Origin of the sequence: Paenarthrobacter sp. NPDC091711 (assembly GCF_044756605.1) — a bacterium.
Classification (GTDB): domain Bacteria; phylum Actinomycetota; class Actinomycetes; order Actinomycetales; family Micrococcaceae; genus Arthrobacter.
Map to the genome: position 1 here is coordinate 10,315 of NZ_JBIVTF010000025.1, position 23,510 is coordinate 33,824.

23 protein-coding genes are annotated in these 23,510 nt (G+C 64.1%); 10 read left to right on the top strand and 13 right to left on the bottom strand.

Annotated features, from left to right (window positions below; genetic code table 11):
* The first annotated feature begins 48 nt into the window (after window positions 1–48).
* The 6 genes from ACIQH5_RS21720 to ACIQH5_RS21745 all read left to right on the top strand — a co-directional run bounded on the left by ACIQH5_RS21720 (window position 49) and on the right by ACIQH5_RS21745 (window position 9,572).
* On the top strand, window positions 49–936 hold the full coding sequence (locus ACIQH5_RS21720) for an urea amidolyase associated protein UAAP1 (protein WP_400407578.1): 888 nt from the start codon (window positions 49–51) through the stop codon (window positions 934–936).
* On the top strand, window positions 933–1,589 hold the full coding sequence (locus tag ACIQH5_RS21725) for an urea amidolyase associated protein UAAP2 (RefSeq protein WP_400407580.1): 657 nt from the start codon (window positions 933–935) through the stop codon (window positions 1,587–1,589). The genes ACIQH5_RS21720 and ACIQH5_RS21725 overlap by 4 nt, the downstream gene beginning before the upstream one ends.
* A complete protein-coding gene (uca, locus tag ACIQH5_RS21730) occupies window positions 1,586–5,296 on the top strand; it encodes an urea carboxylase (protein WP_400407582.1) in 3,711 nt (1,236 codons plus the stop codon). Before ACIQH5_RS21725 ends, uca begins: the two co-directional genes overlap by 4 nt.
* Entirely contained in the window at window positions 5,293–7,137 is a 1,845-nt protein-coding gene (atzF, locus tag ACIQH5_RS21735; RefSeq protein WP_400407584.1) for an allophanate hydrolase, read from the top strand. Before uca ends, atzF begins: the two co-directional genes overlap by 4 nt.
* A 233-nt stretch (window positions 7,138–7,370) precedes the next feature.
* The gene (disA, locus tag ACIQH5_RS21740) at window positions 7,371–8,447 is read left to right on the top strand and encodes a DNA integrity scanning diadenylate cyclase DisA (RefSeq protein ID WP_024819020.1); all 1,077 of its coding nucleotides are present in this window, start codon (window positions 7,371–7,373) and stop codon (window positions 8,445–8,447) included.
* A 129-nt stretch (window positions 8,448–8,576) separates the two neighbouring features.
* On the top strand, window positions 8,577–9,572 hold the full coding sequence (locus tag ACIQH5_RS21745; RefSeq protein ID WP_400407586.1) for a GNAT family N-acetyltransferase: 996 nt from the start codon (window positions 8,577–8,579) through the stop codon (window positions 9,570–9,572).
* Here the strand turns inward: ACIQH5_RS21745 and ACIQH5_RS21750 are convergent.
* Window positions 9,569–10,252, bottom strand: a complete 684-nt coding sequence (locus ACIQH5_RS21750; RefSeq protein ID WP_400407588.1) for a hypothetical protein — start codon at window positions 10,250–10,252, stop codon at window positions 9,569–9,571. The genes ACIQH5_RS21745 and ACIQH5_RS21750 overlap by 4 nt on opposite strands.
* Before the next feature lie 136 nt (window positions 10,253–10,388).
* Between ACIQH5_RS21750 and ACIQH5_RS21755 the strand changes: the two genes are divergently transcribed.
* The 3 genes from ACIQH5_RS21755 to ACIQH5_RS21765 all read left to right on the top strand — a co-directional run bounded on the left by ACIQH5_RS21755 (window position 10,389) and on the right by ACIQH5_RS21765 (window position 12,449).
* Window positions 10,389–11,339, top strand: a complete 951-nt coding sequence (locus ACIQH5_RS21755; protein ID WP_400407590.1) for an A/G-specific adenine glycosylase — start codon at window positions 10,389–10,391, stop codon at window positions 11,337–11,339.
* Between the two features lie 121 nt (window positions 11,340–11,460).
* Window positions 11,461–11,943 carry a hypothetical protein gene (locus ACIQH5_RS21760; protein WP_400407592.1) on the top strand — a complete coding sequence of 161 codons (483 nt, stop codon included), beginning with the start codon at window positions 11,461–11,463 and terminating at the stop codon, window positions 11,941–11,943.
* A 26-nt stretch (window positions 11,944–11,969) separates the two neighbouring features.
* On the top strand, window positions 11,970–12,449 hold the full coding sequence (locus tag ACIQH5_RS21765; protein WP_400407594.1) for a MepB family protein: 480 nt from the start codon (window positions 11,970–11,972) through the stop codon (window positions 12,447–12,449).
* 6 nt (window positions 12,450–12,455) lie between these two features.
* Here the strand turns inward: ACIQH5_RS21765 and ACIQH5_RS21770 are convergent, their stop codons facing one another.
* The gene (locus ACIQH5_RS21770; RefSeq protein WP_400407596.1) at window positions 12,456–13,268 is read right to left on the bottom strand and encodes a helix-turn-helix domain-containing protein; all 813 of its coding nucleotides are present in this window, start codon (window positions 13,266–13,268) and stop codon (window positions 12,456–12,458) included.
* A gap of 91 nt (window positions 13,269–13,359) precedes the next feature.
* On the opposite strand from ACIQH5_RS21770, the gene ACIQH5_RS21775 reads away from it, so the two are divergent.
* Window positions 13,360–13,872, top strand: coding sequence for a VOC family protein (locus ACIQH5_RS21775; protein WP_400407598.1), 513 nt, complete (start codon window positions 13,360–13,362; stop codon window positions 13,870–13,872).
* Between the two features lie 33 nt (window positions 13,873–13,905).
* Here ACIQH5_RS21775 and ACIQH5_RS21780 read toward each other — a convergent pair whose 3' ends face one another.
* The 11 genes from ACIQH5_RS21780 to ACIQH5_RS21830 all read right to left on the bottom strand — a co-directional run bounded on the left by ACIQH5_RS21780 (window position 13,906) and on the right by ACIQH5_RS21830 (window position 23,361).
* On the bottom strand, window positions 13,906–14,265 hold the full coding sequence (locus tag ACIQH5_RS21780) for a VOC family protein (protein ID WP_400407600.1): 360 nt from the start codon (window positions 14,263–14,265) through the stop codon (window positions 13,906–13,908).
* 3 nt (window positions 14,266–14,268) lie between these two features.
* The gene (locus ACIQH5_RS21785; protein WP_024818999.1) at window positions 14,269–14,529 is read right to left on the bottom strand and encodes a DUF4235 domain-containing protein; all 261 of its coding nucleotides are present in this window, start codon (window positions 14,527–14,529) and stop codon (window positions 14,269–14,271) included.
* Between the two features lie 107 nt (window positions 14,530–14,636).
* Entirely contained in the window at window positions 14,637–14,813 is a 177-nt protein-coding gene (locus tag ACIQH5_RS21790) for a CsbD family protein (protein ID WP_062070824.1), read from the bottom strand.
* Between the two features lie 89 nt (window positions 14,814–14,902).
* Complete coding sequence (gene dhaM / locus ACIQH5_RS21795) at window positions 14,903–15,595, bottom strand: dihydroxyacetone kinase phosphoryl donor subunit DhaM (protein WP_400407602.1); 693 nt, start codon at window positions 15,593–15,595, stop codon at window positions 14,903–14,905.
* Window positions 15,592–16,254: a dihydroxyacetone kinase subunit DhaL gene (dhaL, locus tag ACIQH5_RS21800; RefSeq protein WP_400407627.1), complete on the bottom strand. Its 663-nt coding sequence runs from the start codon at window positions 16,252–16,254 to the stop codon at window positions 15,592–15,594. Before dhaL ends, dhaM begins: the two co-directional genes overlap by 4 nt.
* 2 nt (window positions 16,255–16,256) lie before the next feature.
* Window positions 16,257–17,258, bottom strand: coding sequence for a dihydroxyacetone kinase subunit DhaK (gene dhaK, locus ACIQH5_RS21805; protein WP_400407604.1), 1,002 nt, complete (start codon window positions 17,256–17,258; stop codon window positions 16,257–16,259).
* 174 nt (window positions 17,259–17,432) lie between these two features.
* A complete protein-coding gene (locus ACIQH5_RS21810; RefSeq protein ID WP_400407606.1) occupies window positions 17,433–17,621 on the bottom strand; it encodes a hypothetical protein in 189 nt (62 codons plus the stop codon).
* Between the two features lie 14 nt (window positions 17,622–17,635).
* Window positions 17,636–19,084, bottom strand: coding sequence for an FAD-binding oxidoreductase (locus ACIQH5_RS21815; RefSeq protein ID WP_400407608.1), 1,449 nt, complete (start codon window positions 19,082–19,084; stop codon window positions 17,636–17,638).
* A gap of 170 nt (window positions 19,085–19,254) precedes the next feature.
* The gene (locus ACIQH5_RS21820; protein WP_062070814.1) at window positions 19,255–19,764 is read right to left on the bottom strand and encodes an amino-acid N-acetyltransferase; all 510 of its coding nucleotides are present in this window, start codon (window positions 19,762–19,764) and stop codon (window positions 19,255–19,257) included.
* Window positions 19,765–19,953: 189 nt separating this feature from the next.
* Entirely contained in the window at window positions 19,954–22,056 is a 2,103-nt protein-coding gene (locus ACIQH5_RS21825) for an alpha/beta fold hydrolase (RefSeq protein ID WP_400407610.1), read from the bottom strand.
* Window positions 22,057–22,143: 87 nt separating this feature from the next.
* Complete coding sequence (locus tag ACIQH5_RS21830; protein WP_400407612.1) at window positions 22,144–23,361, bottom strand: glycosyltransferase; 1,218 nt, start codon at window positions 23,359–23,361, stop codon at window positions 22,144–22,146.
* Window positions 23,362–23,510: the final 149 nt, after the last annotated feature.

The window sequence follows — 23,510 nt, forward strand, 5'->3', positions numbered from 1 at the left end:
CCAATTCACGTTCAAACACGGACAAGTTCAAGCACAGAAATGATTGCCATGACACAGACTCTTGAAACACAGGCGCCTGAAAACGGGACCGCCACCACTGCCGGCGCTAAGCTGCACGCACGGGCCCAGCACGGGCGTACAGCCGAGACCATGATCCACGTCCCGCCTGCTATGGCGCCGGCACGGTTGACCCGGAACCTCCCGGCAAAAGCACTGGACTCCCTCACCTGGGCCGAGACACTGGCCTTCGGCCACTACACCCATCTGGAGCTGGCCCGCGGGACGCGCCTGAGGCTCACGGACCTCGACGGCGATGCTTGCGTTCACGCTGTCATCATCCGAAGTGGAGCCCAGCATGAGCGGCTCAACGTTGCGGACACTGTCAAAGTCCCCTGGCAGGCCTACATGACCACAGGCCACCCCCTTCTTTCCGACGCCGGACGTCTCATGGCAACCGTGGTGGCCGATTCTTCCGGCAAGCACGATGCCCTCACCGGCACCACCAACCTGGCCGGTAACACCGCCAAGTACGGTTCCGGATCAGCCCATAGCCCGTCACCGGCAGGCCGCGAACTTCTCACCCTCGGCGGCATGAAGCGCGGGGTCAGCCAAAGGCAACTACCGCCGTCGTTGTCCTTCTTCAAAGGCGTCACCGTGGAACGGGACGGCCGCATCCAGTTCGCCGGCAGCGCCGGTGCCGGGGCCGCCGTCGAACTTCTCCTCCACATGGACGCGGTGCTGGTACTGGCCAATACCGCCCACCCTCTGGACCCGCGCCCCGACTTCACCGGCAGCGCCGTGGACATCGTCGCGTGGCGGGCTCCGCAGGACCTCGCGGCCCTCGTGGACGGAACCCTCGCCGTTGGCTTGGGCCCGGAAGGGCGGCTGGCCCTCCACAACACCGAACTCGACTACAACGCAAGGACTTCGGCATGAACGCCATTACAGATATCGGCCCCGCACTGATCGCCGGGCAAGTGGTACTGGACGAACTGGTGGAAGCCCGCGGCCCGTGGTCCGCCGTGGTTGAGGCCGGAGACGTACTCACCATTGTGGACCTCGACGGTAACCAGGCCGTGGACTGCATTCTCTACGCGGCCCAAGACACCAGCACCCGCTACTCGGCCGCCGTGACCATCGCGACCCAGGGCAGCATCTTCCTTACCACTGGCTCAGTCCTGCGCGCAGACAGCGGCCAGGCACTCATGACCGTGGTGGCGGACGAGGTTGGCGTCCACGACACTATCGGCGGCGCCTGCTCGCAGGAATCCAACACCCTCCGCTACGGCCAGCACACCCATGAACAGCACGCCTGCGTGGAGAACTTCCTCATTGAAGGCGCCAAGTGGGACCTGGGCAAGAAAGACCTGGTGTCCAACATCAACTGGTTCATGAACGTACCGGTGGACCCGGATGGCGCCTTGGGCATCGTGGACGGGCTGTCCGCTCCCGGCAAACGGGTGGCACTCCGCGCCGAGGTGGACACCCTGGTGCTGGTCTCCAATTGCCCTCAAATCAACAACCCTTGCAACGGCTTCAACCCCACGTCGGTGCGCATGATCGTCACACGTCCGGAGGTCCGCGCATGAACCGTTTCCACACCCTTCTCATCGCCAACCGCGGCGAGATCGCCTGCCGGATCATCGAATCCGCCCGCAAAGCCGGGCTGCGCACCGTCGCCGTTTTCTCCGAGGCAGACCGCGGCGCCAAGCACGTGAAGCTCGCAGACGAGGCCGTCCTGTTGGGACCCGCCTCCGCCAAGGAGTCCTATCTCAAAGTTGAGGCCATCCTTAGCGCGGCGGCGGCCACCGGGGCCGGCGCCATTCACCCCGGCTACGGGTTCCTTTCCGAGGACGCTGCGTTCGCGGAAGCAGTGGAGGCGGCAGGGCTCGTCTTTGTTGGGCCTACCCCCGAGCAGCTCCGGATCTTCGGGACCAAGCACACGGCAAGGGATGCCGCTCAACGCGCCGGAGTTCCCATGATCGCGGGCTCCGGCCTGCTTGACGACGTGGACCAGGCCGTGGCAGCAGCGGCCACTATCGGCTACCCGCTCATGCTCAAGGCAACCGGCGGGGGCGGCGGCATCGGCATGGCAGTTTGCCGGGAAGAAGCCGAACTCCGTGACAACTACTCCCGGGTGGCCCGTTTAGCCAGCTCCAGCTTCGGAACCGCCGGAGTCTTCGCTGAACGCTACATCGAACATGCCCGCCACGTGGAAGTCCAGGTGTTCGGCGACGGTGAGGGACGCGTGGTGAGTCTCGGTGATCGCGACTGCTCACTGCAGCGCCGCCACCAGAAAGTACTCGAAGAGGCGCCCGCGCCGGATCTGCCGGAGGCTTTGCGGGAGGAACTGCACCGAAGCTCCCGTGCGCTCTGCGCCTCCGTGGGCTACCGCTCTGCGGGCACAGTGGAGTTCGTCTACGATCCCGTCCGCCAAGAGGCATCCTTCCTGGAAGTCAACGCCCGGCTGCAGGTTGAGCACCCCGTCACCGAAGCCATCACCGGAGTGGACCTGGTGGAGTGGATGCTGAATCTGGCCCAGCAGGAGCCCGTGCTTCAGGGCGTGCCGGACAGCGTGCCCGTCTCAGGACATGCCGTGGAAGCCCGCATCTATGCAGAAGACCCCGCCCGGAATTTCCAGCCCAGCGCCGGAACCGTCACCAACGCGCAGTACCCGGCCTCCGACGTCGTACGCATTGACGCCTGGGTGGAGACCGGCAGCGAAGTCTCCACCAGCTACGATCCCCTGCTGGGCAAGGTCATCACGTCCGGTACCACCCGCGACGCCGCCTTCGACGCCCTGGCCGCTGCGCTGGCAGAGACCCGGATCGACGGTATCGAAACGAATCTGGGCATGCTGCGTGCCGTGGCGGGGATGGAAATAGTCCGCGCAGCAGAACATTCCACTGGAACCCTGAACACCGTGGGCGATCCTGAGCCCCGGATCACCGTTGAACGGCCCGGCCTCCAAACCAGCGTGCAGGACTGGCCGGGCAGGACCGGGCTGTGGCAGATCGGCGTTCCGCCCAGTGGTCCCATGGACGATTTGTCGTTCCGGCTGGGCAACGTCGCACTGGGTAACCCGGAGGGCGCACCCGGCCTGGAATTCACCATGGCCGGGCCGGCACTCCGCTTCACTCACGCCACCACAGTGTGCGTCACCGGCGCCGACGTTACCGTGACGGTCAACGGCAACGTGGCCACCACGTGGGAGCCCATCACCGTCCCTGAAGACGGCCTCCTGGATGTGGGCTCCGCGGACGGAGCCGGGCTGAGGGGCTACGTCCTCTTTGAAGGCGGGCTGGACGTTCCCCAGTACCTCGGGAGTGCTTCCACGTTCACGTTGGGCCAGTTCGGCGGCCACGGCGGCCGTGTGCTGCGGGCCAGCGATGTGCTCCGCACGGTCACCGGGCACCTGCCTGAAACAGTCCCCGGCGCGGTTCCCGCGGAGAGCCGCCCGGCGCTTACCTCGCAATGGGAGCTGAAAGTGGTGGAAGGACCGCATGGCGCCCCGGAATTCTTCCAACGCGAAGACATTGAAGAACTCTATGCCGCCGAGTACGAGGTCCACTTCAATTCCGCCCGCACGGGCGTCCGCCTGATCGGGCCCAAGCCGCGGTGGGCCCGCACTGATGGTGGCGAGGCCGGACTGCACCCTTCCAACATCCACGACACCGCATATTCGGTGGGTGCCTTGGACTTCACCGGCGATACCCCCATTCTGCTGGGCCCGGATGGTCCCAGCCTGGGCGGCTTCGTCTGCCCCGTTACCGTTGTGACCGGCGAGCGCTGGAAGCTGGGACAACTCCGTCCCGGGGACAAGGTCCGCTTCGTGCCGATCCGCTCGCTTGAGGCACCTTCCTTCAAGGAACTCGGCGCCGCGAGGCAGCTGATATTGCCGGGCGATGCGGGCTTCAGCACCGGCGCGGTGTCTGGCACAGCTTCCGGCACCGCTTCCGGCACCGCCGGGCTGCTGCGCGGGGACGGCGACGACGGCGTGCTGGGCCGGGTGCCGGAAGGCGACGGACGGCCTGCAGTCACCTTCCGCCGTTCCGGTGATGACAACCTACTGGTGGAGTACGGGGACATGGTGCTGGACCTTGGCCTGCGGGCCCGGGTTCATGCCCTGCACCAGGAACTCGAACGTCTTAGGGTTCGGGGAATCGTGGATCTGACCCCGGGCATCCGTTCCCTGCAGATTAAGGCTGATCCGTCGGTCTTGCCCACTTCCACGCTGTTGGGCCTGGTGCAGGAGGTGGACGCTTCGCTTCCTGCAAGCTCGGAGCTGGTGGTGCCCAGCCGCAGTGTCCGGCTCCCCCTGTCCTGGGACGACCCCGCTACCCGCGAAGCAATCGAGCGCTACATGGCCGGTGTCCGTGACGACGCACCGTGGTGCCCTTGGAACATCGAGTTCATCCGCCGCATCAACGGCTTGGACTCCGTCAACGACGTCTTCGATACCGTCTTCAACGCCGAGTACCTGGTGTTGGGGCTGGGCGATGTGTACCTCGGAGCGCCTGTGGCCACGCCCTTGGATCCCCGGCACCGGCTGGTCACCACCAAGTACAACCCGGCCCGCACGTGGACCCCGGAGAACGCCGTTGGCATCGGCGGTGCCTACATGTGCATTTACGGCATGGAAGGTCCCGGCGGCTACCAGTTTGTTGGGCGGACCACGCAAGTATGGTCGCGCTACGCGGATGCCGCGCCCTTTGAGCCGGGCTCCCCGTGGCTGCTCCGGTTCTTCGACCGTATTTCCTGGTACCCCGTCAGCCCTGAGGAGCTCTTGGATCTCCGGGCGGACATGGCTGCCGGCAGGGGCCGGGGTGTGGAGATTACGGAAGGCACTTTCTCGTTGGCCGAGCATGAGGACTTCCTGGAACGCAACAGTGTCTCCATTGCGGAGTTCCGTGAAACCCAGTCAGCCGCCTTCGCCGTGGAACGCCAGGCCTGGGAGGAAGCCGGCGAGTTTGATCGCGCAGAGCAGGCTGTTTCGCTGGCCCCGCCGGCGGACGATGTGGTGGTGCCCGACGGCGGCACCTTGGTCACGTCTCCGTTCGCCGCGAGTGTGTGGAAAGTGGAGGTGGAACCCGGCGATCTTGTGGTGGCCGGCCAGTCGTTGGTCTCCCTTGAGGCGATGAAGATGGAAACGGTCATCCAGTCTCCGGTGGATGGTGTGGTCCAACAAGTCCTGTCCACGGCCGGCGGGCAGGTGGTAGCAGGCGAGGCCCTGGTGGTGCTTGAGCCTGTGGACATTCGGGAACGCGCACTCGTGCTGGAAGGAAGCGCATCATGACCACCTCCCGGGGAACCACAGCGGAACGCGTCCTTGCGGCACTTGAGGCGATTGACGCCGTCGACCGTCCTGAAATCTGGATCCACCTGCGGGGGCGGGATGAACTGCTCGCAGAGGCGGCCCGGATCGACGCCGCTGCGGCCGCCGGGGAGGACCTGCCGCTTGCCGGGCTCCTGCTCGCCGTGAAGAACAACGTGGATGTTGCCGGTTTGATCACGACGGCGGCGTGCCCCGGATTTGGTGAAGCGCCTGCCCGGGATGCGGTGCCGGTCGCGAGGCTTCGCGCCGCGGGCGCCATGGTGTTGGGGGCCACCAACCTGGACCAGTTCGCCACGGGGCTGGTGGGTACCCGCAGCCCCTATGGGGCTGTGCGCGATTCACGGCGACCTGAGCGGATTTCCGGCGGCTCAAGTTCCGGTTCTGCGGTGGCGGTGGCACTTGGCCTCGTGGACATTGCCATCGGGACGGACACGGCGGGTTCGGGCCGGATTCCCGCTGCCCTGCAAGGGATTGTGGGGATCAAGCCGACCCTCGGCGTGGTGTCCACCGAAGGTGTGGTTCCTGCATGCCGTTCCTGGGATACCGTCACGATCTTCGCCCGCCACCTCGCCACTGCCGAGCTCGCCATGGGCATCATGGCCGGGCAGGGCCGCGACTGGCCCGCGGACGTCAGGCTCGCTGCGCCGGCCTCGCCGCGAGTGGCCTATCCCGCTGCCCTGCCTGCGCTTCCGGAGGCGTGGGCGCTCGAGTTCGAGGCACAGATAGAGCGGCTGCGCTCCACGGGGGTGGTCGCCGACCCCATCGAACTGGATGTTTTCCTCGAGGCAGCACGGCTGCTGTACGACGGCGGATTGGTGGCCGAACGCTATGCTGCCGTCGGCAGCTTCATTGACTCGGTGGCGTCGGAGGGGGTTGCCGCCACGCTCGACCCTACAGTGGCGGGGATCATCAGCGCTGCGGCTAAGGTTCCCGCGCACCAGTACGTGACGGACACCGCTACCTTGGAACAGCTCAGAACCGAAGCGATGCTCCGGTTGGAGGGCTTCGATGCCCTGGTTGTGCCAACAGCTCCTTTCCATCCGACGCTGGCCGACGTTGCGGCCGATCCCGTGGGGGTCAATTCCCGCATGGGCACGTATACCAATTTCTGCAACCTGTTTGATCTCAGTGCCGTTGCGGTGCCGGCAGGTACGGTCACAGACGAGGGCGGCGTCTCGCAGTTCGGCCTGACGGTGGTGGCAAGAACGTTCGAGGACGGCGTGGCCGCGGACATTGCCGGGCGAATTGAACTCACGCCGAAGAAGCCGGGACTGTTCGCTGCCGGCGCTGCCGACCCAAGGTCTGCCTCTCCAGTGGTTCCCTGGCCGGTTGCCGCGGGCGCCGCCGTCGTTCCCTTGGTTGTGGTGGGTGCCCACCGGAAGGGCCAGCCCTTGGCTGCGGAACTTGAGCGGCGTGGGGCTTTCTGGGACGGCCGGGTGGTCACTGCGGCCCGGTACCGGATGGTGGCCCTGGAAACCACACCACCAAAGCCTGGCGTGGTTCGCTCTGACCAGGGAACCGCCTTGGTGGCCGAGCGGTGGTTGCTTTCCGAGGCCGGCCTGGGATCGTTCCTGGCCGGGTTGCCCGAACCAATGTTGCTGGGGTCCATCACTTTGGATGATGGGAGCACGGCAGTGGGATTCGCTTGCGATTCCGTGGCTGCCGAAGGCGCGCGGGACATTAGCGAGTACGGCGATTGGATTAAATATCTGGAAGAAAATGCGGCTGTACCAGGCAACCAAGGGCTGTGGCGGGAAACGCGCAATGCCTTGCTGACAGGTCTTAGCCGCGGCCAGCGCTAGCGCAAAGGCGGCCGATTGAGGGAAATAGGGTTTCCAACAAACGGCCGCCAAAGCACTTTCAAGGCACCGCTGAACATCACGAAATGACCCACTTTGGGGCTTGCTGGTGCGGTTAACGGCGCCTGGAAGCCCTATCATTGTGCTTGCCGTCATGTGGGCATTTTTGTTGAGCGCACTGACGCCGGATTCAGCTTGTCTGTGAGCCATGGCTTGCACCTTCGAAGGGAAACCCTATGGCCCGGAGCCCGGAAGAGTCGCTCAAGGCGACCCTTGCCAGAGTCGCACCCGGAACTCCTTTGCGTGACGGCCTGGAACGCATTCTTCGGGGACGCACCGGCGCGTTGATCGTGCTGGGCTACGACCGCACCATCGACTCCATCTGTTCGGGCGGGTTCGACATCGGCATCGATTTCTCCCCCACGCGTCTCCGCGAACTGGCCAAGATGGACGGCGCCATCATCTGTGACAAGGATGCCAGCAACATTGTCCGGGCCGCCGTCCAGTTGGTTCCCGATTCCAGCATCGAAACCCAGGAGTCAGGGACCAGGCACCGCACCGCGGAGCGCGTGGCCATCCAGACCGGCGTGCCCGTTATTTCCGTCAGCCAATCGATGCAAATCATCGCCCTCTACGTGAACGGTTTGCGCCACGTCTTGGAAGGCTCCGAAAAGGTCTTGGCCCGCGCTAACCAAGCCTTGGCAACCTTGGAGCGGTACAGCGCCCGCCTGGACCAGGTCACCAGCTCTCTTTCGGCCCTGGAGATCGAGGCACTGGTCACGGTCAGGGACGTTGCCGTCACGCTGCAACGCCAGGAAATGGTTCGCCGCATCTCCGAGGAAATCGCCCAGTACGTGCTGGAACTCGGTGAAGACGGCCGGCTGCTCTCACTCCAAGTGGAGGAGTTAACGATGGGCCGCGGACCCGGCAGCGATGTCATCATCCGCGACTACTCCGATCCGGACGCTACGCCCGAGGAAATCGAGGAAGCCGTCCAAGCACTCCTCAATCTGGGCCCCACGGAACTGATCGACCTCAGCCGCATTGCCCACATCATTGGCTTCGCCGGTGGGGTTGAGCAGCTTGACGCAGTGGTTCAGCCGCGTGGTTACCGTCTGCTGTCCGGCCTGAAGTCCGTGCCGAAGGCTGTGGCAGACCGTTTGGTGGACTACTTCGGCGGGCTCCAGAACCTCATGGCAGCCACCATTGATGACCTCATGACGGTGGACGGAATCGGCGATCAACGAGCCCGTACAGTCCGCGAAGGCTTGAGCCGCATGGCTGAGGCGAGCCTGCTGGACCGTTTCCTTTAGACCCGGCTTAGAATGAGTCAGTTGGACTCAGCCGACTCTTTTTGTTCCATCCCCAGAACTCAGTCTGCCCACAGCTTTTGGTGGGCTCAAACGTGACGCCCTCCGGGGCGGTTCCAGGGGTAAATCAGCATGGACTTCTACGCTTCCGACGCCTTCCTCACGGCACTTGCCCGTGACTTCTATCGGGCGAAAACCATTGAGCTAAAAACATACGGAATCCAGGGAAGTAAAGCGCAGGTCCGGCTTGCCGAAATCAACGGGAAAAAGGCGGTCCACAGCGGGCCTTTCTATGACTACGTGAAGCCCTTGCCGGGCCTCACTACTTCCCCGTCCGAAATCCTGCGCTACGTTCCCAAAGTGGTGGCGTCAGTCATCGCCCTGCCGGATGAGGACCCCACATCGGTGGTCCCTGACACCCTGTTGGAACCGGCACCTTTGGTTATCTGGGCTGCTTTTGAAACCTGGGAAGCGTACCTGGCCCTCATCCGGAAGAGGAGCAAGAGTTTACTGAGAACCCAACGGCAGCGGCTCCGGAAGCTGACCGAGCAGTTTGGCGAGCCTGAGTTCACTTTCGATAATCCGGACACCGCAGCCTTCCATACCTGCCTTCAATGGAAGATCCAGCAGTACAAGGGAGGACACGAAACGCTGGAGAGTGCTGAATCAGTGGCAATGCTCCGGCGGCTCTTTGAGGACGGGCACCTGATTCTCTCCACGCTGAAAGTGGCTGATGAATACGTCGCCTTCCATGCCGGCTTCATCTGGCAGGACGAATACCTGGCACTCATTCCTGCATATAGCCCGGCTTTCGCAAAGCATGGGATCGGCAAGGAAATGCTGTTGCGGGTCATGAAGCACAGCTTTGACTCGGGCCATAGGAGTTTCGATTTCCTGCAGGGCGCCGAGACCTACAAATGGGAGTTTGCCACTCACGTCCAGATCATCGAAAGCCTCGGCACTGCGCCACTGCTGACGCGCGTGAAGGCCGTGGCGGCCAAAACCGTCAAACAGGGACTTCTTTCAACGTCGCCCGAGCTCTTTTACCGGGTCAAGCGCCTGGTTCTGGACGGGCGGCAGGCTGCAGCGAACGTCCGTGGCTTCAGCCGCACACCCAGCAAGAACTAGCTCAGCTGAAAGGCGACCTTGGGGCTCGCCTTGTTCCCTAGCCGCGCTTCGAACGTGTAGTAGGCACCACCCGCACCCGGTGTGGCGGCAATGCTGGCGCAGCCTTCCAACGTCCGGTTGCGCTGCCACGGAAAGTTTGCGGTCTCGCTCTTGCCGGGCTGGATGGTCTTGATGAGATCCTCACCGCCCGTCTGGCAGTCTTTCGAGGAGAAGATGCGGTCTGAGCCGCTCATCAGCAGGTACTCCATTTGGGAGGTGCCCACATTAACCTCGCACGGGGCGGCGCCGCCGTTGGTGATGGTCATGGTCAACAGCGGCTTTTCCTCCGGACCATAGGCGGGCTTGTCGGTCTTGGCGGCGACGGTCATCAGGTTGAAGTCGCACACGGGCGAGGCCGACGGCGACGGTGCTGCTGATCCTGTGGGGGTAGTCCCCGGCGTCGGCGCCGATGAGGCATCGGCCGTGCTGACAGCCTGAGGTTCCGGGCTACCGGCCAGTGCGCCTGTGAGGGCCACGACGCCGCCGATCACCAGGGCGATCACCAGCAGCAGGGCGCCAAAGACCACCTGCCGACGACGACGGTACACTGCGGGGCTTGGCCGGCGCCTTTTGACAGGGGCAGCACCCTTCGCCGGCGCTGGCGGGCGCCCGCTGGACTGTTGCTTACCCTTGTTGGCCATGGTTCTAGGCTAGGCTCGCGGCCGTGTGGGTACCTAACCTCCACGCCGCAAGTGCCACATCCCGGCCTGTGTGACGTCGGACATGGCCAGCTCCGGGACGGCGATACGTCCGGATTCCACTACAGTGGATGGCAGCATGACACTTCCCGATTCAGGCCAGTTGGCAGGCCTCCACCAAGCCCTCGATCAGTGGTTCGCCGAGACTGCCCGCGACCTTCCGTGGCGCGAGCCCGATTGCAGCCCGTGGGGCATCCTGGTCAGCGAAGTGATGCTTCAGCAAACACCCGTTGTTCGAGTCCTGCCGGTGTGGCTCGACTGGATGGAACGCTGGCCCACGCCCTCCCACCTTGCCGATGAACCATCGGGTGCAGCCGTCCGCCATTGGGGCCGCCTCGGCTATCCGCGCCGGGCCCTGCGACTGCACGCGGCCGCCGTCGCCATCCGTGAGCAGCACGGCGGCAAGGTGCCCGATACCTACGGTGAGCTCCTGGAGTTGCCGGGCGTCGGCAGCTACACAGCGGCCGCCGTCGCGGCTTTTGCCTTTGGCCGCCGCGAAACAGTGGTGGACACCAACATCCGGCGCGTCCACGCGCGGCTCATCTCCGGCAGCGCGCTCCCTGCCCCTGCGCTGACCGCCGCGGAGATGCGCTTGGCCGAGGCGCTGCTGCCTCTCGAGCAGGACCTCTCAGTCCGCTGGAACGCGTCCGTCATGGAGCTCGGTGCCATGGTGTGCACGGCCCGCAGTCCTAAGTGCGCTGACTGTCCCGTCCGCTCGAGTTGTGCCTGGCTCGCAGCTGGTGAGCCGCCACCGTCGTACACCCCAAAGGGGCAGTCATGGCACGGCACGGACCGCCAGGTGCGCGGCGCCGTGATGGCAGTCCTCCGCGGATCTGCCGCCCCTGTCCCCCGCGAGATGTTCGAGCAAGCGCCGGCGGATCTCGGGTTCGCGCCGTCCGGCGTCGGAATCCCGCTCGCCGCCCTGCACCGGCTTAACTCGGCGCCCGAACAACTCGAGCGGGCCCTTGAAGGGCTGTTGATGGACGGTTTAGCTGAAATGCACGACGGCGGTTTGCGGCTTCCGGCGTAGCTTTGGCCGTTGCGGTATCGGTTGGGCAACGGACATCTGGGTGTAGTAACGATGCAGCCGCCTTTGCCCTTCCCTGGCGGCATTTCAGCGACACCGACGGCCCGAAGTCCTACTCTGAAGCATGGGCAGAATCGGGTTGGCTTTAACCCTTGTTGGGACCGCAGCGCTTCTCCCTGGCTGCCTCGCCGAACCCGTGGGTTGTCCGGCGATTGGACACGTGCCCGGCGTTTCCCTGACCGTGGCGGCGGACTATGCCCCGGACGTCGCTTCGCTTCGGTTGAAGGCATGCCAGGATGGCGTGTGCACTGAGAAGGAACTGATGTTGAACCCCGGGGCGACGTCCGTGGACCAAGGCTGCACACCGGACGGCGTGTGCTCAGCAACGTCGTCGCCGGACGGGACCCTCCAAGGTTTCCTCGAGCTTCCTGCCCTCAGCGAGAATCCCCTGGAGGCAACCGTGACTGGAACTTCCCCGGCCGGTATCGCGCTGCCCGTACGTACGCTGACGTTCACACCCCAGGGCGAATTTCCCTATGGCGAACAATGCGGGCGGGTCATTTCGGCTGGACTGGTATTGAATGAAGCAGATTTGCGGCAACGGTAGGGCTGCCTCTGCCGCTGCGCCGTAGGATGGGGAGCGTGCCCCTCCACGATGTCCACCCAGACGTAGCCGAGGCGCTGCAGGCCCTGAGCCTTCCCTCCGGAAACTCTTCACTACCGGTGCCGGAGGCCGACAACCGGGAGTACGGCGCGGCCATCGCCGGGCGCGGACAAGAACGCATCCGGTTCCGGGTGGGAAAGCTCACCCCCACAAAAGTGGGCTTGTTCGTTGCTGTCTGGCGGCGCGCTCAGGACGGTTCCACCGAGCCCTTCCCCGCAGAAGACGGCACCCACTCGCTGGTGATAACAGTCCGCGAAGGGACCAGAGCAGGCCACTTCGCCTTCCCGGCCTCGGCGCTGGTCAAGCACGGGATCGTGTCCGTGAACGGCGTTGGCGGGAAGCGCGGCTTCCGGGTCTATCCACCGTGGTCGGCAGTGAGCAACCGGCGGGCCGTCCAAACACAGCAATGGCAGTGCGCGTACTTCTCTTCGACGGCAACGGCAAACTGAGCGAAGCTAGCCCGGGTTTCCACCCACCGACCTCCGGTACGAGCTTGGAGTGAACCCCAGGTACTTACGGAAGTCGTTGCTTAGGTGTGCATGATCTGAATAGCCAAGTTCGACGGCGATCGCGGCAAGGTCCGCTGTTGGGTTGGACCGGGCAAGCTCGGCGGCATCCTGCAGTCTTCGGCGCCGAATAAGGGCGGAGGGACTCAAACCGACGTACTTTCCGGCGATTCTCTGGAGGGTTCTCGGCGACACTGCGAGACGGGACGCCACATCCTCAATCAAGAACACGTCAGGCTCGGAAGCGATGATGTCCATCATGCGATTGGCCAGCAGGGCCTCCTCGGACGCAACACATTCCAAGGAAATCAGCCACGCAACAAAGGCTTCCACTGCCCGCTCGCGGCGAGCGCCGTCGTCGTGCGTGTTGCCTCCTGGAGTCGCCGTCATGGCTGCTGACACAGCAGTGAGCAACCCCGGCAAAGGAAGCACCACTTCCTGATCACGGAGGGCTGCCGGATGGTCGGTGAACAAGGGCACTGCGGCGGGCCGGAGTAATGCCCCCACGGCCCATCCTTGGCCCGTCAGGTCACGGTAAGCGGCCCGGGTTGTAGGCCCGGAGAACTCCACCGCATCTCCCTGCACCACCAGGTTGGACGTTGGGTAAGCGATCACGTGTTGCCGGGACGACCGGCCGGGTTCGATGTTCCACTCCGGAATCCAGAACCACTGCACCAGGTGGGCTACGGAAGCAGGGGCGGGAAATCTGTGGAAGGTGGGCAGCCTCGCCGGATAGAGGATGCCCTTGAACGAACCTTCCATGGGAGCCTTCCCTTGAGGATTAAACCTTGAGGATCAAAGCTGTCGCGAATCTCCAAGCGCTTCGGGGCATGGAGCCCGTAGCGTCATAACCATGACAGATACTACAAGCACAGAGTCCTTCACAGCGGCCAACGGTGAGCACACCACTCACGGCATCCCGAACGGCCTGACCAGCCTCACACCGTTCCTCGCGGTACCCAACGCCAAGGAGGCCATTGCGTTCTACCGCGACGTGTTCGGCGCCCGGGTTGTTGGCGAGACGGAGATGGGCGGAGTGGTGGTCCACGCGGAGCTCGATTTCGGCAATGGCCATCTGCAACTTGGCGAGCCCAACCCGGAATACCACCTTGTCCCTGCGCCCAGTGGCGAAGACGATTGCTACTCCCTTGGCCTGTACTGCCAGGACGCGGACGGGCTGGTCAAGAAGGCGGAGCAAGCCGGGGCCACCATCCGCGAGCCGTTGTCCACGTTCGTCTCGGGTGATCGCTATGCGAGCATTCGCGATCCGTTCGGCGTCCGTTGGTCCATCATGACGCGCGTCGAGGACCTCTCTGAAGAAGAGAGCAACCGCCGCGTTGATGAGTGGGCCGCCCAGCAGGGCTGAACTCACTAGGAGGCCAGGCCCGGCGGGTTTCCGTTACGTGAGGCAGAGGCAGAATGGATGCCCGGCCGGGTCAAGGAGCACCCTGAACGTTTCTCCTGGCTGGTGGTCAGCCTTGCTCGCGCCAAGGGACAGGGCAACTTCCTCGCCCTTGTCCAGGTCCTCCACGATCATGTCCAGGTGCATTTGCTGCGGGATGGTCTGGCCTGGCCACACCGGCGCTTGGTACACCTCCACTTGTTGGAAGGAGATGCAGTTGCTGCCGTCGGCGGGCCGGATGTCAAACCAGTCACCTTTATCCTCGACTTCCCAGCCGAAGAGCTCGCCATAGAAGGCGGCCAAGGTAGCGGCGTCGGGACAATCGATAACCACACTCGGGTATTTAGCTATAGCCATGTGTTAAACCTCGTCTGCAGTCTTTTTCATACGGGCCAGGGCACTCTTGGTACCCCGCTGGGTGAGGACGTGAACAATGGCGCCTACACCTGCGGAAACCACCGCGAAGACCAGCACGCCCGGGAGTGAGTCACTAAGGTCCGTGCTGTCCTTGGGGGCAGGCTTGCCGGTCTTCTTCTCCCAGAGGCCTTCCAGCGTCTTGTTTGCGAGCGCGCCGGCGCCGAGGCCAATTGCCAGGCCAAACACTTTTACCAGTATGTTCACGGAAAGATCCTCCATCAGTTAGCGCGCCGCGGGAATGGCGCCTCGCACAACAATCGCCTCAAAGACAAAGCGGGGCCGCTGCACTTGCAGCGGCCCCGCTTGGATTCTTAGTCCTTCTTGAAGGCGTCCTTCAGCTTCTCGCCGGCGCCCTTGAGGTCGGCTTTCGTCTGGTCGCCTTTGCCTTCGGCTTCCAGGCGCTCGTTGTCCGTCAGCTTGCCTGCAGCTTCCTTAGCCTTGCCGCCCAGCTTCTCGCCAGCGTTCTCCAGCTTGTCGTCAGCACCCATGTTCGTACCTCTTCCTCGTAGTGAACCTGTACCTCTACAACATCACTAATCAGTGTACTTAGCAATATTTCGGAGAAAATTGTCCAGGCCTAGAGTTCCCCAAACCCTTCCTTCACAAGCCGGCCCACGTACTCCACTGCTTTCGGCGCGTCCTTGCCGCGTGCTTCAACACGCAGGATGGAACCCTTACCGGCAGCCAGTGCCATGAGCGCCATGATGGACATGCCATCGACGCCGTTGACGGTCACTTCCGCGTCCAGCCCGGACAGTCCCCCGGCGATCTTTGCGGCAGGCCGCGCATGCATACCCAAAGGGTTGATGAGCTCGAAGTCGGCACTGGCGTCCGGTTCGTCCCTATGCTCGGGGATCTCCGGGCCTCCCCCCGCTGAGGGCCCGTTCCCGAAAGCCACAGCTTCCGCTGCCTTGCGGACATCCTCGACGCCGGCACCCCCTTGCGCTGCGACGGCTGCAGCCACGAGCCCCTCAACCAACGGCGCATCGGCCAGGAGAACGGCATCAGGATCGCTGGCGAACTCCACCGCCGATTCGGCTGTCATCACGGCCGAACCAAGATCAGTCAGGACCACCACGCCATCACCCCCGGAATCAACCAAGGACTGCTCGACGGCGGCCAGCACCTTCTCGAGGCTGGTTCCGATTCGCTCGTCGTCAGTTCCCCCGGCGGCGACGAGTTCGACGTCGGGCGCCATCTGCGCGGCGAGTTCCACCGCACCCTCAGCGATCTTGCTGCTGTGCGACACCACCACAATCCCCACGGTCATACGGCGTCGGTTCCCGTATCACCAGTGGAACCGGCGGCAGCTGCTGCGGCCGCCCTCAGAAGCAACGCGGTTGATGCAGCTCCGGGGTCGCGATGGCCTGCACTGCGCTCCCCCAAGTAGCTGGCCCTGCCCTTCCGTGCCACCAAGGGATCCGTGGCCATAGCCCCTGTCTCGGCAGCCTCCGCAGCTGCTTCGAGGACGGCCAGGGCATCGGCACCACTCGCGGCCGCCTTTTCGGCCGCTTCAACTGCCGGTGTCCACGCGTCGATCATGGTTTTGTCGCCGAGTTCGGCTTTGCCCCGGGCCACCACGCCATCACGGGCGGCTCCGAGGGCAGCGGCCAACGCTACCGCGTCAATATGGCTTGCGTCCCCCAAGGAGGTTGCTGCCCGCAAATACGCCGTGCCGTATAGAGGCCCGGCGGCGCCGCCCACCTTTGACATGAGCGTCATCGCTGCAGACTTCAATGCTGCTCCCGGCGTCTCCGGCGGGGTCTCATCGAGCTTCTGCAGCACTGCCTGGAACCCGCGGTCCATGTTCTCGCCATGATCAGAGTCGCCGATTGCCCGGTCCAACTCAATGAGTTCCACCCGGTGCTCGTCCATGGCTTTTGCGGAGAGCTTCAACCAGTCCAAGGCCCAATTGACGTCCAACCCCATGCTCACGCTCCCCACCGCAAGGCTGCAGTGTGGACAGGGGCGTCCCAGAGCCTGGTCAGCTCGTCATCGAGGCGCAGCACGGACACGGAACACCCTTGCATCTCAAGGGATGTCACGTAGTTCCCCACCAGCGAGCGCTCCACGGTGGCGCCGCGTTCGGCCAGCACTTGGGCCGCGCGCCGGTACACGATGTACAGCTCACTCTGCGGGGTGCCACCCATGCCGTTGACGAACAGGAGCACCTTCTCACCGGACACGAGGGCCAGGTCCTCCAGCACAGGCTCCAGGAGGCGGTCCGTAATGGCATCAGCACCTTCCATCGGGATCTTGTGCCGGCCGGGTTCGCCGTGAATGCCAATGCCGATCTCGATCTCATTTTCCGCGAGTTCAAAGCTCGGTGTGCCGGCGTGCGGAACCGTGCAGCCGGACAGGGCCACACCCATCGTCCGCACATTGGCCACTACACGTTCGGCAATGGCGGTGACGGCGTCAAGGTCGTCGCCGCGCTGGGCAGATGCACCGGCGATCTTTTCCACGAGGACAGTTCCGCCAACCCCGCGCCTGCCCGCCGTGTACAGCGAGTCCTCCACCGCGACGTCGTCGTTGACCAACACCGAACGCACGCGCACGCCTTCAGCTTGCGCCATTTCGGCGGCCGTCTCGAAGTTCAGGACGTCGCCGGTGTAGTTCTTCACAATATGGACGACGCCGGCGCCTGAGTCCACCGCGACGGTCGCCGGAATGATTTGGTCCGGTGTGGGCGAGGTGAAGACTGCGCCGGGGACCGCGGCATCCAACATGCCGAGGCCCACGAAGCCCGCGTGCAGGGGCTCGTGACCGCTGCCACCACCGGAGACCAGGGCTACTTTGCCCGCTACGGGAGCGCCTTTCCGGACGACGTATTTGGGCTCGGGATGGACGTCCACGATGTCGGCATGGGCCATGCCGAAACCTTCAACGGACTCGTCCACCACGGCGCGTGGATCATTAATGAGCTTTTTCATGTGATGCTCCTGGGCGTGCTGTGGCTGGTGCTCTGACCCTACTACCGGCGGCTGTGGGCACGGTAGGCCCTGGGGAGCGGTTGTGCATAAATAGCGTCGTCAGCCCCTACCAAAAACAACAGAAAGGGACAGCCCCCAATGACTGTCCCTTTCTGATGTTGCTGTTATGTCCCGCTAATCCTCGGCGGCCTGCGCTGTCACTGCCTCGGGTTCACTTCTGGCGTGATACTCGGGCCAAAAGGCCGAGTACAGATCCGGGTTCGAGTGCCCTGCGTCCTGCCACGAGGCCTCGTGCGGCCATGATCCATAGGGAATGTCGATCTGGAAAGCGGAGAAATCGGGGAACGTGGTCCTGTGGTCCATTGTCCGCATCCCCGTCAGCTGTTCAGGACGGCGTCGCCGCCGGCCGTGACAACGTCCTCCAGCAGCACGGTCTGATCTATGACCGGAAGCCCCACAACGTGCCCGAAGCTGAACATATTCTTCGGGTCCAACTCCGCTTTGGCCTTCCTGAGCCGTTCGCGAGCGCCGGGTAGCCATGGCTTCTCCCTGTCCTCGGCATCCACAAAATGGCCGTGCAGATTCACGAACGTCCCCGCATTCGCGGCAGGACGGAGGTCTTCGTGGACCGAGTTAAAGACCGTTGGCAGTATGTCCAGGACCGGAGGGACAGCAATGGCGCCCATGAAGAAGCTGAATGCTGCGTCACGACCACCCACAAGGTCTTCCCCGTCCGCGCTCTTTGCCAACGCGCCGCCCAGGAGACGAAGTTCCGCCAACAACACAGGGCTTTCCACCCCAGGCCCGAAGTGCCGCAAGAGTGCATCCTCGGCTTCGTCATCCAGGCGGTCCAGCAGGAAACCGTGCTCCCGCACTGGCACCGGCTGGTCCGGGTCTTGGTGGATCGTGTCGAATTGGGTGGGACTCAGAGGTCCCGTGGCATCCATCATGAACGGAGCGCTGGTGCGCATCGGCTGGAGCACTTCTGACGCGGTTACCGGATCGCCCTGATAGGCGTAGCGGAGATGGATGACGAACTTCCCGCGCAGTGGCTCGGGAATCATTTCCATGTCCGGAAGGCGAAGGAACGCCATGGATGCTGATGCCTCCACTGGCAGCGAAGGCACCCATTCCCTGAATGCCCGCAGGACTTCAGGGGCGTATCCGCCGTCGAAGTACATCCCGCCTGCATAGAGATCGCCTGCCGGGAAGAGATGGAATTCCATGGCCGTGACGATGCCCAGGTTTCCCTTGCCGCCACGGAGGAGGTAGAACAGTTCCGGATTCTCGTCCTTGCTCACCCTGCGCTGGGTGCCGTCGGCGGTGACGAGTTCAAAGGCAATGACGTGGTCTGATGCGAAACCGTACTTGCGGCCCAGGATGGGCAGGCCGCCGCCCAGGGTGTAGCCCACCACCCCGACGTCGGTAGTGGAACCGCAGAGTCCCATCAAACCGAAGGTCGCTGCGAGATCCACCACGGCCTTCCACCGAACGCCGGCACCAACGCGGGCCGTCTTCTCGATGGGATCGATGCTCAGTTCAAGCATCCGGCGGGTGCTGATGAGCAGTCCGCCTTCGATGGCATTGGTGGCGCCGTGTCCGGTGGACTGGACGGAGACGGGCATGCCGCGCTCGGCGGCCCAGCGAACAGCCGCGGAAACGTCCTCTGCATCGAGGGCGCCGAAGGCGAGTTCAGGTTGGTGCTGTGTGGAGAGGTTGAAGGCCGCAACTTCGGGAGCAAAACCCGGATCGGCAGGCGTGAACACGGGGCCGTGCACGCTGAGTTGGAGTTCTGAAACATCTGAAAACGACGCGTGGGACTGCATGATCTTCTCTCAATTGACCGATGTGGTGGAAGCTTCCCCAGCAAGCCTTAACCAGTTTATCCATCAAGTGGATATAAGTGAAGATCTAATAAATCACTCATAATCGGGCAGGGTTGATTAACCCACCCCTTCGGCGGGAGATCACATCTTAGAGCTCTGCGGGAGGGTTGCTAGAGCTGTTTGATCATGCGGGTGTTGCCCAGGGTGTTGGGCTTCACGCGGGCGAGATCCAGGAACTCGGCCACGCCCTCGTCATGCGAGCGCAACAGCTCGGAGTACACCTGGGGATCCACGGCCGACTGGTCCGCCATGACTTCGAATCCGTGGCGCCTGAAGAAGTCCACTTCAAAGGTCAGGCAGAACACACGGCTCACGCCAAGCGCCCGCGCTTCTTCCAGCAGGTTCTCCACGAGGACGTGCCCCACTCCCCGGCCACGCCAGGAGTCGGCTGCGGCGAGGGTGCGAATTTCGGCCAGATCTTCCCACATGACATGCAAGGCCCCGCAGCCAATAACTTCGCCACCGTCAGACTCGGCGATCCGGAACTCCTGGAGGCTCTCGTAGTACGCCACGGTTTCCTTGGCCATGAGGATCCGCTCCTCGGCCAAGGGGGCCACAAGCCTCTTGATCGCCGCCACGTCGCTGGTGCGGGCAGGGCGGAGGCTGAAGGTCGGATTCACTCCCCCATCCTAACGAGGCCCAACTCCCCCATACCAACGACGCACGAGGAGCTGGATGTCCCACCCCCCGCGCATGACGAGAGAGGAGAGCCACGCGCCGGGCCTGGGCCATTTGCGTAGCGTGCGTCCAAGCGACGGAGGAGCGAGCACGCGGCAAATGGCGCAGGTCCTGCGCGGTACTAGCCCCCGCTAAAGTCCGAGCGAATCGGGCAGCGCCACGTCCTCGCCCAGCACCTGCTTGGCCAGGAAGTGTTCCACCACGCCGTACCAAACCTTGGCATGCTGCGGTTGCAGGATCCAGTGGTTCTCGTCCGGGAAGTAGAGGAAACGGTGCGGGCTTTGGCCGTTCTCGTCAGCCGGCAGTTGCGATGAGGACAGGAGCTCGTACCAAAGGCGCAGGCCTTCGCCGATGGGCACCCGGTAGTCCTTGTCGCCGTGGATCACCAACATGGGAGTCTTGATGTTGCCTACGTTCAGGTGCGGCGAGTTCTCCATGGCCATCTCCACCGTCATTTCCTTCAGCCAATACTGGGCCGCGTCGGTGGTGGGACCGAATTGATCCAGCGCCCAGAGGCTGGCGTGGGTGACGATCGCCTTGAAGCGGTCAGTCTGGCCAGCCACCCAGTTGGCCATGTAGCCGCCGAAGGATCCGCCCATCGCCGCGGTCCGGGTCTGGTCAATGTCCGCCCGTTCCACCACGGCATCAGTGATGGCCATGAGGTCCGTGTAGGGCTTCTTGCCCCACTCGCCCCATCCGCGCTGGATGAACTCCTGGCCGTAACCGGTGGAAAGTGCAGGATCGGGAAGGAGGACGGCATAGCCCTTGGCCACCAGCAGCCACGGGTTCCAGCGCCACGTCCAGGCGTTCCACGAGCCCAGCGGTCCACCGTGGATCCAGAGCAGCAGCGGAGCAGGAGCATCAGCAGAGGCGCCTTCCGGGAGCGCGAGGTACGCAGGCACCCGCGACCCATCCTCCGCCGTGGTCTCCACCCGCTCCAACCGCCCCTTGTACGCTGGCCGCTCCGCCGGCGCTGGCAAACGGAGGACTTCACCGGTGGAGAGGTCGATTCGCACGGCTTCGGCAGGGAACTCGTAGGAGCTTCGCAGAGCGTACGCGGTGGTTCCGTCAGGAGAAACCACGACGTCGGAATAGGCGGCGGCGTCCTTCGTCACCCGCGTGACACCGCCGTCAGCGACGTCAATCCGGAAAACCGGCGACGCGCCGTCGTCGTCCGCTTTTGCCAGGACCGCGCTGCCGTCAGGGAGCCAGGCGAGCACCGTAGCCCAGCGATCCCACTGGTGTGCGAGCGGCTCCAGGTCCGCGGTCTCGCCGCCTGCAACGTTGAGGAGGTGCAGCTTCACTTGCGGTGCCTGGGTGGGCGTCGTATCGCTTTCGCTTTCAACAACCAGCGTGCTGTTATCCGGGCTTACGGGTCCCGGGAAGTAGCTCATGCCCTCGTGGTCCAGCAGCACCTTGACGGTGCCGGTGGCCACGTCGACGGCGGCGAGCACCTCCCGGCTGTCAGCCTTCGCGAGCGCTTTGGTCATGCTGGTGTAGATGGTCTTGCCGTCCGGACTCACCACGGTTTTGGCCTCGCGCAGCGAACCGCCGACGCCGGGCGTCAGGTTCCGGAGCTTGAGCGGCGCAGCGGTGTCCACGGTGGAAGGCTTGCCGGGCTCCTTGTCATCGCCCTGCTCCACGGCGAAGAGCCGCGGTTCGGCAGGACCAAGGTCGGCGTCCCAGTACCGGACCGGGTAGCCGCTGTGCAGGATGGCGGAAACCTTGTTGTCCTTGCGTGCCTTGCGACGCTCCTCATCGCTGTCCTCATCCGTGGACCCGGCCAGGACCTCTGCGTTGATGAATGTCGCGTCGGCGTCCTTCGCGGCCATCACCGAAGCGATGCCGCCTGAACGCGAGTGCACCACGCGGGCTTCGCCCCCATCAGCGGGAAGCAGCCACAGTGCATTCACGGGGTCGGCGTCTGGACTGTCCGGATCAGGGCGGGCCGAGGTGAAGTAGAGGTCGCCGTTGGCAGCGAAGACCGCGCCGGCCTCGCCTTTGGAACTGCGAGTGATCCGTCGTGCGTGGTTCCGGCCTGTGGGGTCAAGCTCCCACAGGGCGGTGGCAAACTCGGTTCCCTTGCCGTTCAGCGTAGTCACGGTGGTGACCAGGCGCTTACCGTCCGGGCTGAGGGTGAGGCCACCAACCCGCGGGATGGCGAGGTAGTGGTCAAGGTCGTGAAAAGGAGTTTCGGGCTGCTCGCCCTGGGTGTGAGTGTCAGCAGAGTCCATGCTCCGATTCAACACGTAATGTGCCGCCGATCACAGGGTGGTTCACTCACAGTGAAACAGTACTTTCACATATTCCGTGCTCTGCCGCTACGTGGAGGGGAGATTTCGCAGGGCCTCGACCACCGGCACGGTACCGTCCTCAGCGGCGATCGCAGCCGCCACTTCCGCGGCCCGCTGCGCGTACGACGCCGTGCTGACAGTTTCCTTGATCGCTTCACCGAGGCTTTCCGGAGTCAGCTTCTTGTAGGGAACCGGCTGAGGCCCCGCCCCGAGCGCCGCGATCCGGGATGCCCAGAGCGGCTGGTCCGTGTATACAGGAACGCCAATGGCCGGAACCCCCGAACGGAAGCCGGCCGCCGTCGTTCCCGCTCCGGCGTGGTGAACCACGGCCGCCATCTGCGGGAAGAGCCACTCATGGGGAACGCTGCCGACGCCGAGCGCATCCTCGCCCAGCATCCCTTCGGCCCCCTGCACAACCGCACGCACCCCGGCACGTCGGGTGGCCTCGAGAATAAAGGCGGGATCGATGTGGGCGCTGCTTCCAAAACCCACAAAAACAGGCGGTGGCCCCTCGGCAAGGAAGGCCACGAGTTCCGCCGGGGGCTGCCAGTCCGCTTTGACGGCCGGCCACCAGTATCCAGCCATCACCAGGCCCGAGTGCCAATCCGCAGGCCTTGGCAGAACTGAAGGACTGATGCCGTGAAGAATAGTGGCGTGGGCTTTACGACGACGGCGTTCACCGGCCGCGCGACTCTGCTTGCCGAGCCCCAACTCCTTGCGAAGGCGTGCACTGGGGGCGCCGTAGGGAGCTGGACCCGCAGCTGCGCGTTCACCGATGATCTTGTTTCCCAGTGCGCCAAGGCTCCGGGCAGAATTCATGAGAACCGGCGGATATGCCGCGCTCGGCTCCGTGGGCTGCAAATGTGCGCCGATGGCCGGAATGCCCAATGCTTCTGCGATGTCGTACGCATAGGGCGCCACCGAATTGGCTAAGATCACGTCAGCCCCGGCCTCAGCCGCAGCCAGGGTTCCGGTGGCGGCGTCATCCATGTATTCAGTGAGTTTCCGCCAGAAAGTGAGCACGCCCGCGGACGACGCCTTGTCGCCGGGGGCTGGTTGCCTGATCAACCCGGCCAGATCCCCGGGCAGCGGCCTGAACTCGCAGCCGGACTCAACAACCAGAGGGGCGTAGGCAGGGTTGGCCGCGATCGCCACCTCATACCCCAAGCCCTGCAAGCGGCTCCCGAGTCCGGCCATGGGCGCAACATCGCCCCGCGTGCCTGGAGCCACCATGAGTACGCGCATGCGGTCCCACTTCCCTTCTTCGGAGTTTTTGTACAGATAACGCCCTTATGAAGCCACCTTATGGGCATTACCTGTACAAGAACTCGGCACGCGCCAACGCAAAAGCCCCGCCTGCTCCATTGCTGGAGCGGGCGGGGCTTAGTGCTGGT

Bases quoted from the DNA above. Each gene is read 5' to 3' on its own strand.
- ACIQH5_RS21720 (WP_400407578.1), top strand. From the start codon at position 49: ATGACACAGACTCTTGAAACACAGGCGCCTGAAAACGGGACCGCCACC.
- ACIQH5_RS21725 (WP_400407580.1), top strand. From the start codon at position 933: ATGAACGCCATTACAGATATCGGCCCCGCACTGATCGCCGGGCAAGTG.
- uca (WP_400407582.1), top strand. From the start codon at position 1,586: ATGAACCGTTTCCACACCCTTCTCATCGCCAACCGCGGCGAGATCGCC.
- atzF (WP_400407584.1), top strand. From the start codon at position 5,293: ATGACCACCTCCCGGGGAACCACAGCGGAACGCGTCCTTGCGGCACTT.
- disA (WP_024819020.1), top strand. From the start codon at position 7,371: ATGGCCCGGAGCCCGGAAGAGTCGCTCAAGGCGACCCTTGCCAGAGTC.
- ACIQH5_RS21745 (WP_400407586.1), top strand. From the start codon at position 8,577: ATGGACTTCTACGCTTCCGACGCCTTCCTCACGGCACTTGCCCGTGAC.
- ACIQH5_RS21750 (WP_400407588.1), bottom strand. From the start codon at position 10,252: ATGGCCAACAAGGGTAAGCAACAGTCCAGCGGGCGCCCGCCAGCGCCG.
- ACIQH5_RS21755 (WP_400407590.1), top strand. From the start codon at position 10,389: ATGACACTTCCCGATTCAGGCCAGTTGGCAGGCCTCCACCAAGCCCTC.
- ACIQH5_RS21760 (WP_400407592.1), top strand. From the start codon at position 11,461: ATGGGCAGAATCGGGTTGGCTTTAACCCTTGTTGGGACCGCAGCGCTT.
- ACIQH5_RS21765 (WP_400407594.1), top strand. From the start codon at position 11,970: ATGGGGAGCGTGCCCCTCCACGATGTCCACCCAGACGTAGCCGAGGCG.
- ACIQH5_RS21770 (WP_400407596.1), bottom strand. From the start codon at position 13,268: ATGGAAGGTTCGTTCAAGGGCATCCTCTATCCGGCGAGGCTGCCCACC.
- ACIQH5_RS21775 (WP_400407598.1), top strand. From the start codon at position 13,360: ATGACAGATACTACAAGCACAGAGTCCTTCACAGCGGCCAACGGTGAG.
- ACIQH5_RS21780 (WP_400407600.1), bottom strand. From the start codon at position 14,265: ATGGCTATAGCTAAATACCCGAGTGTGGTTATCGATTGTCCCGACGCC.
- ACIQH5_RS21790 (WP_062070824.1), bottom strand. From the start codon at position 14,813: ATGGGTGCTGACGACAAGCTGGAGAACGCTGGCGAGAAGCTGGGCGGC.
- dhaM (WP_400407602.1), bottom strand. From the start codon at position 15,595: ATGACCGTGGGGATTGTGGTGGTGTCGCACAGCAGCAAGATCGCTGAG.
- dhaL (WP_400407627.1), bottom strand. From the start codon at position 16,254: ATGGGGTTGGACGTCAATTGGGCCTTGGACTGGTTGAAGCTCTCCGCA.
- dhaK (WP_400407604.1), bottom strand. From the start codon at position 17,258: ATGAAAAAGCTCATTAATGATCCACGCGCCGTGGTGGACGAGTCCGTT.
- ACIQH5_RS21810 (WP_400407606.1), bottom strand. From the start codon at position 17,621: ATGGACCACAGGACCACGTTCCCCGATTTCTCCGCTTTCCAGATCGAC.
- ACIQH5_RS21815 (WP_400407608.1), bottom strand. From the start codon at position 19,084: ATGCAGTCCCACGCGTCGTTTTCAGATGTTTCAGAACTCCAACTCAGC.
- ACIQH5_RS21825 (WP_400407610.1), bottom strand. From the start codon at position 22,056: ATGGACTCTGCTGACACTCACACCCAGGGCGAGCAGCCCGAAACTCCT.
- ACIQH5_RS21830 (WP_400407612.1), bottom strand. From the start codon at position 23,361: ATGCGCGTACTCATGGTGGCTCCAGGCACGCGGGGCGATGTTGCGCCC.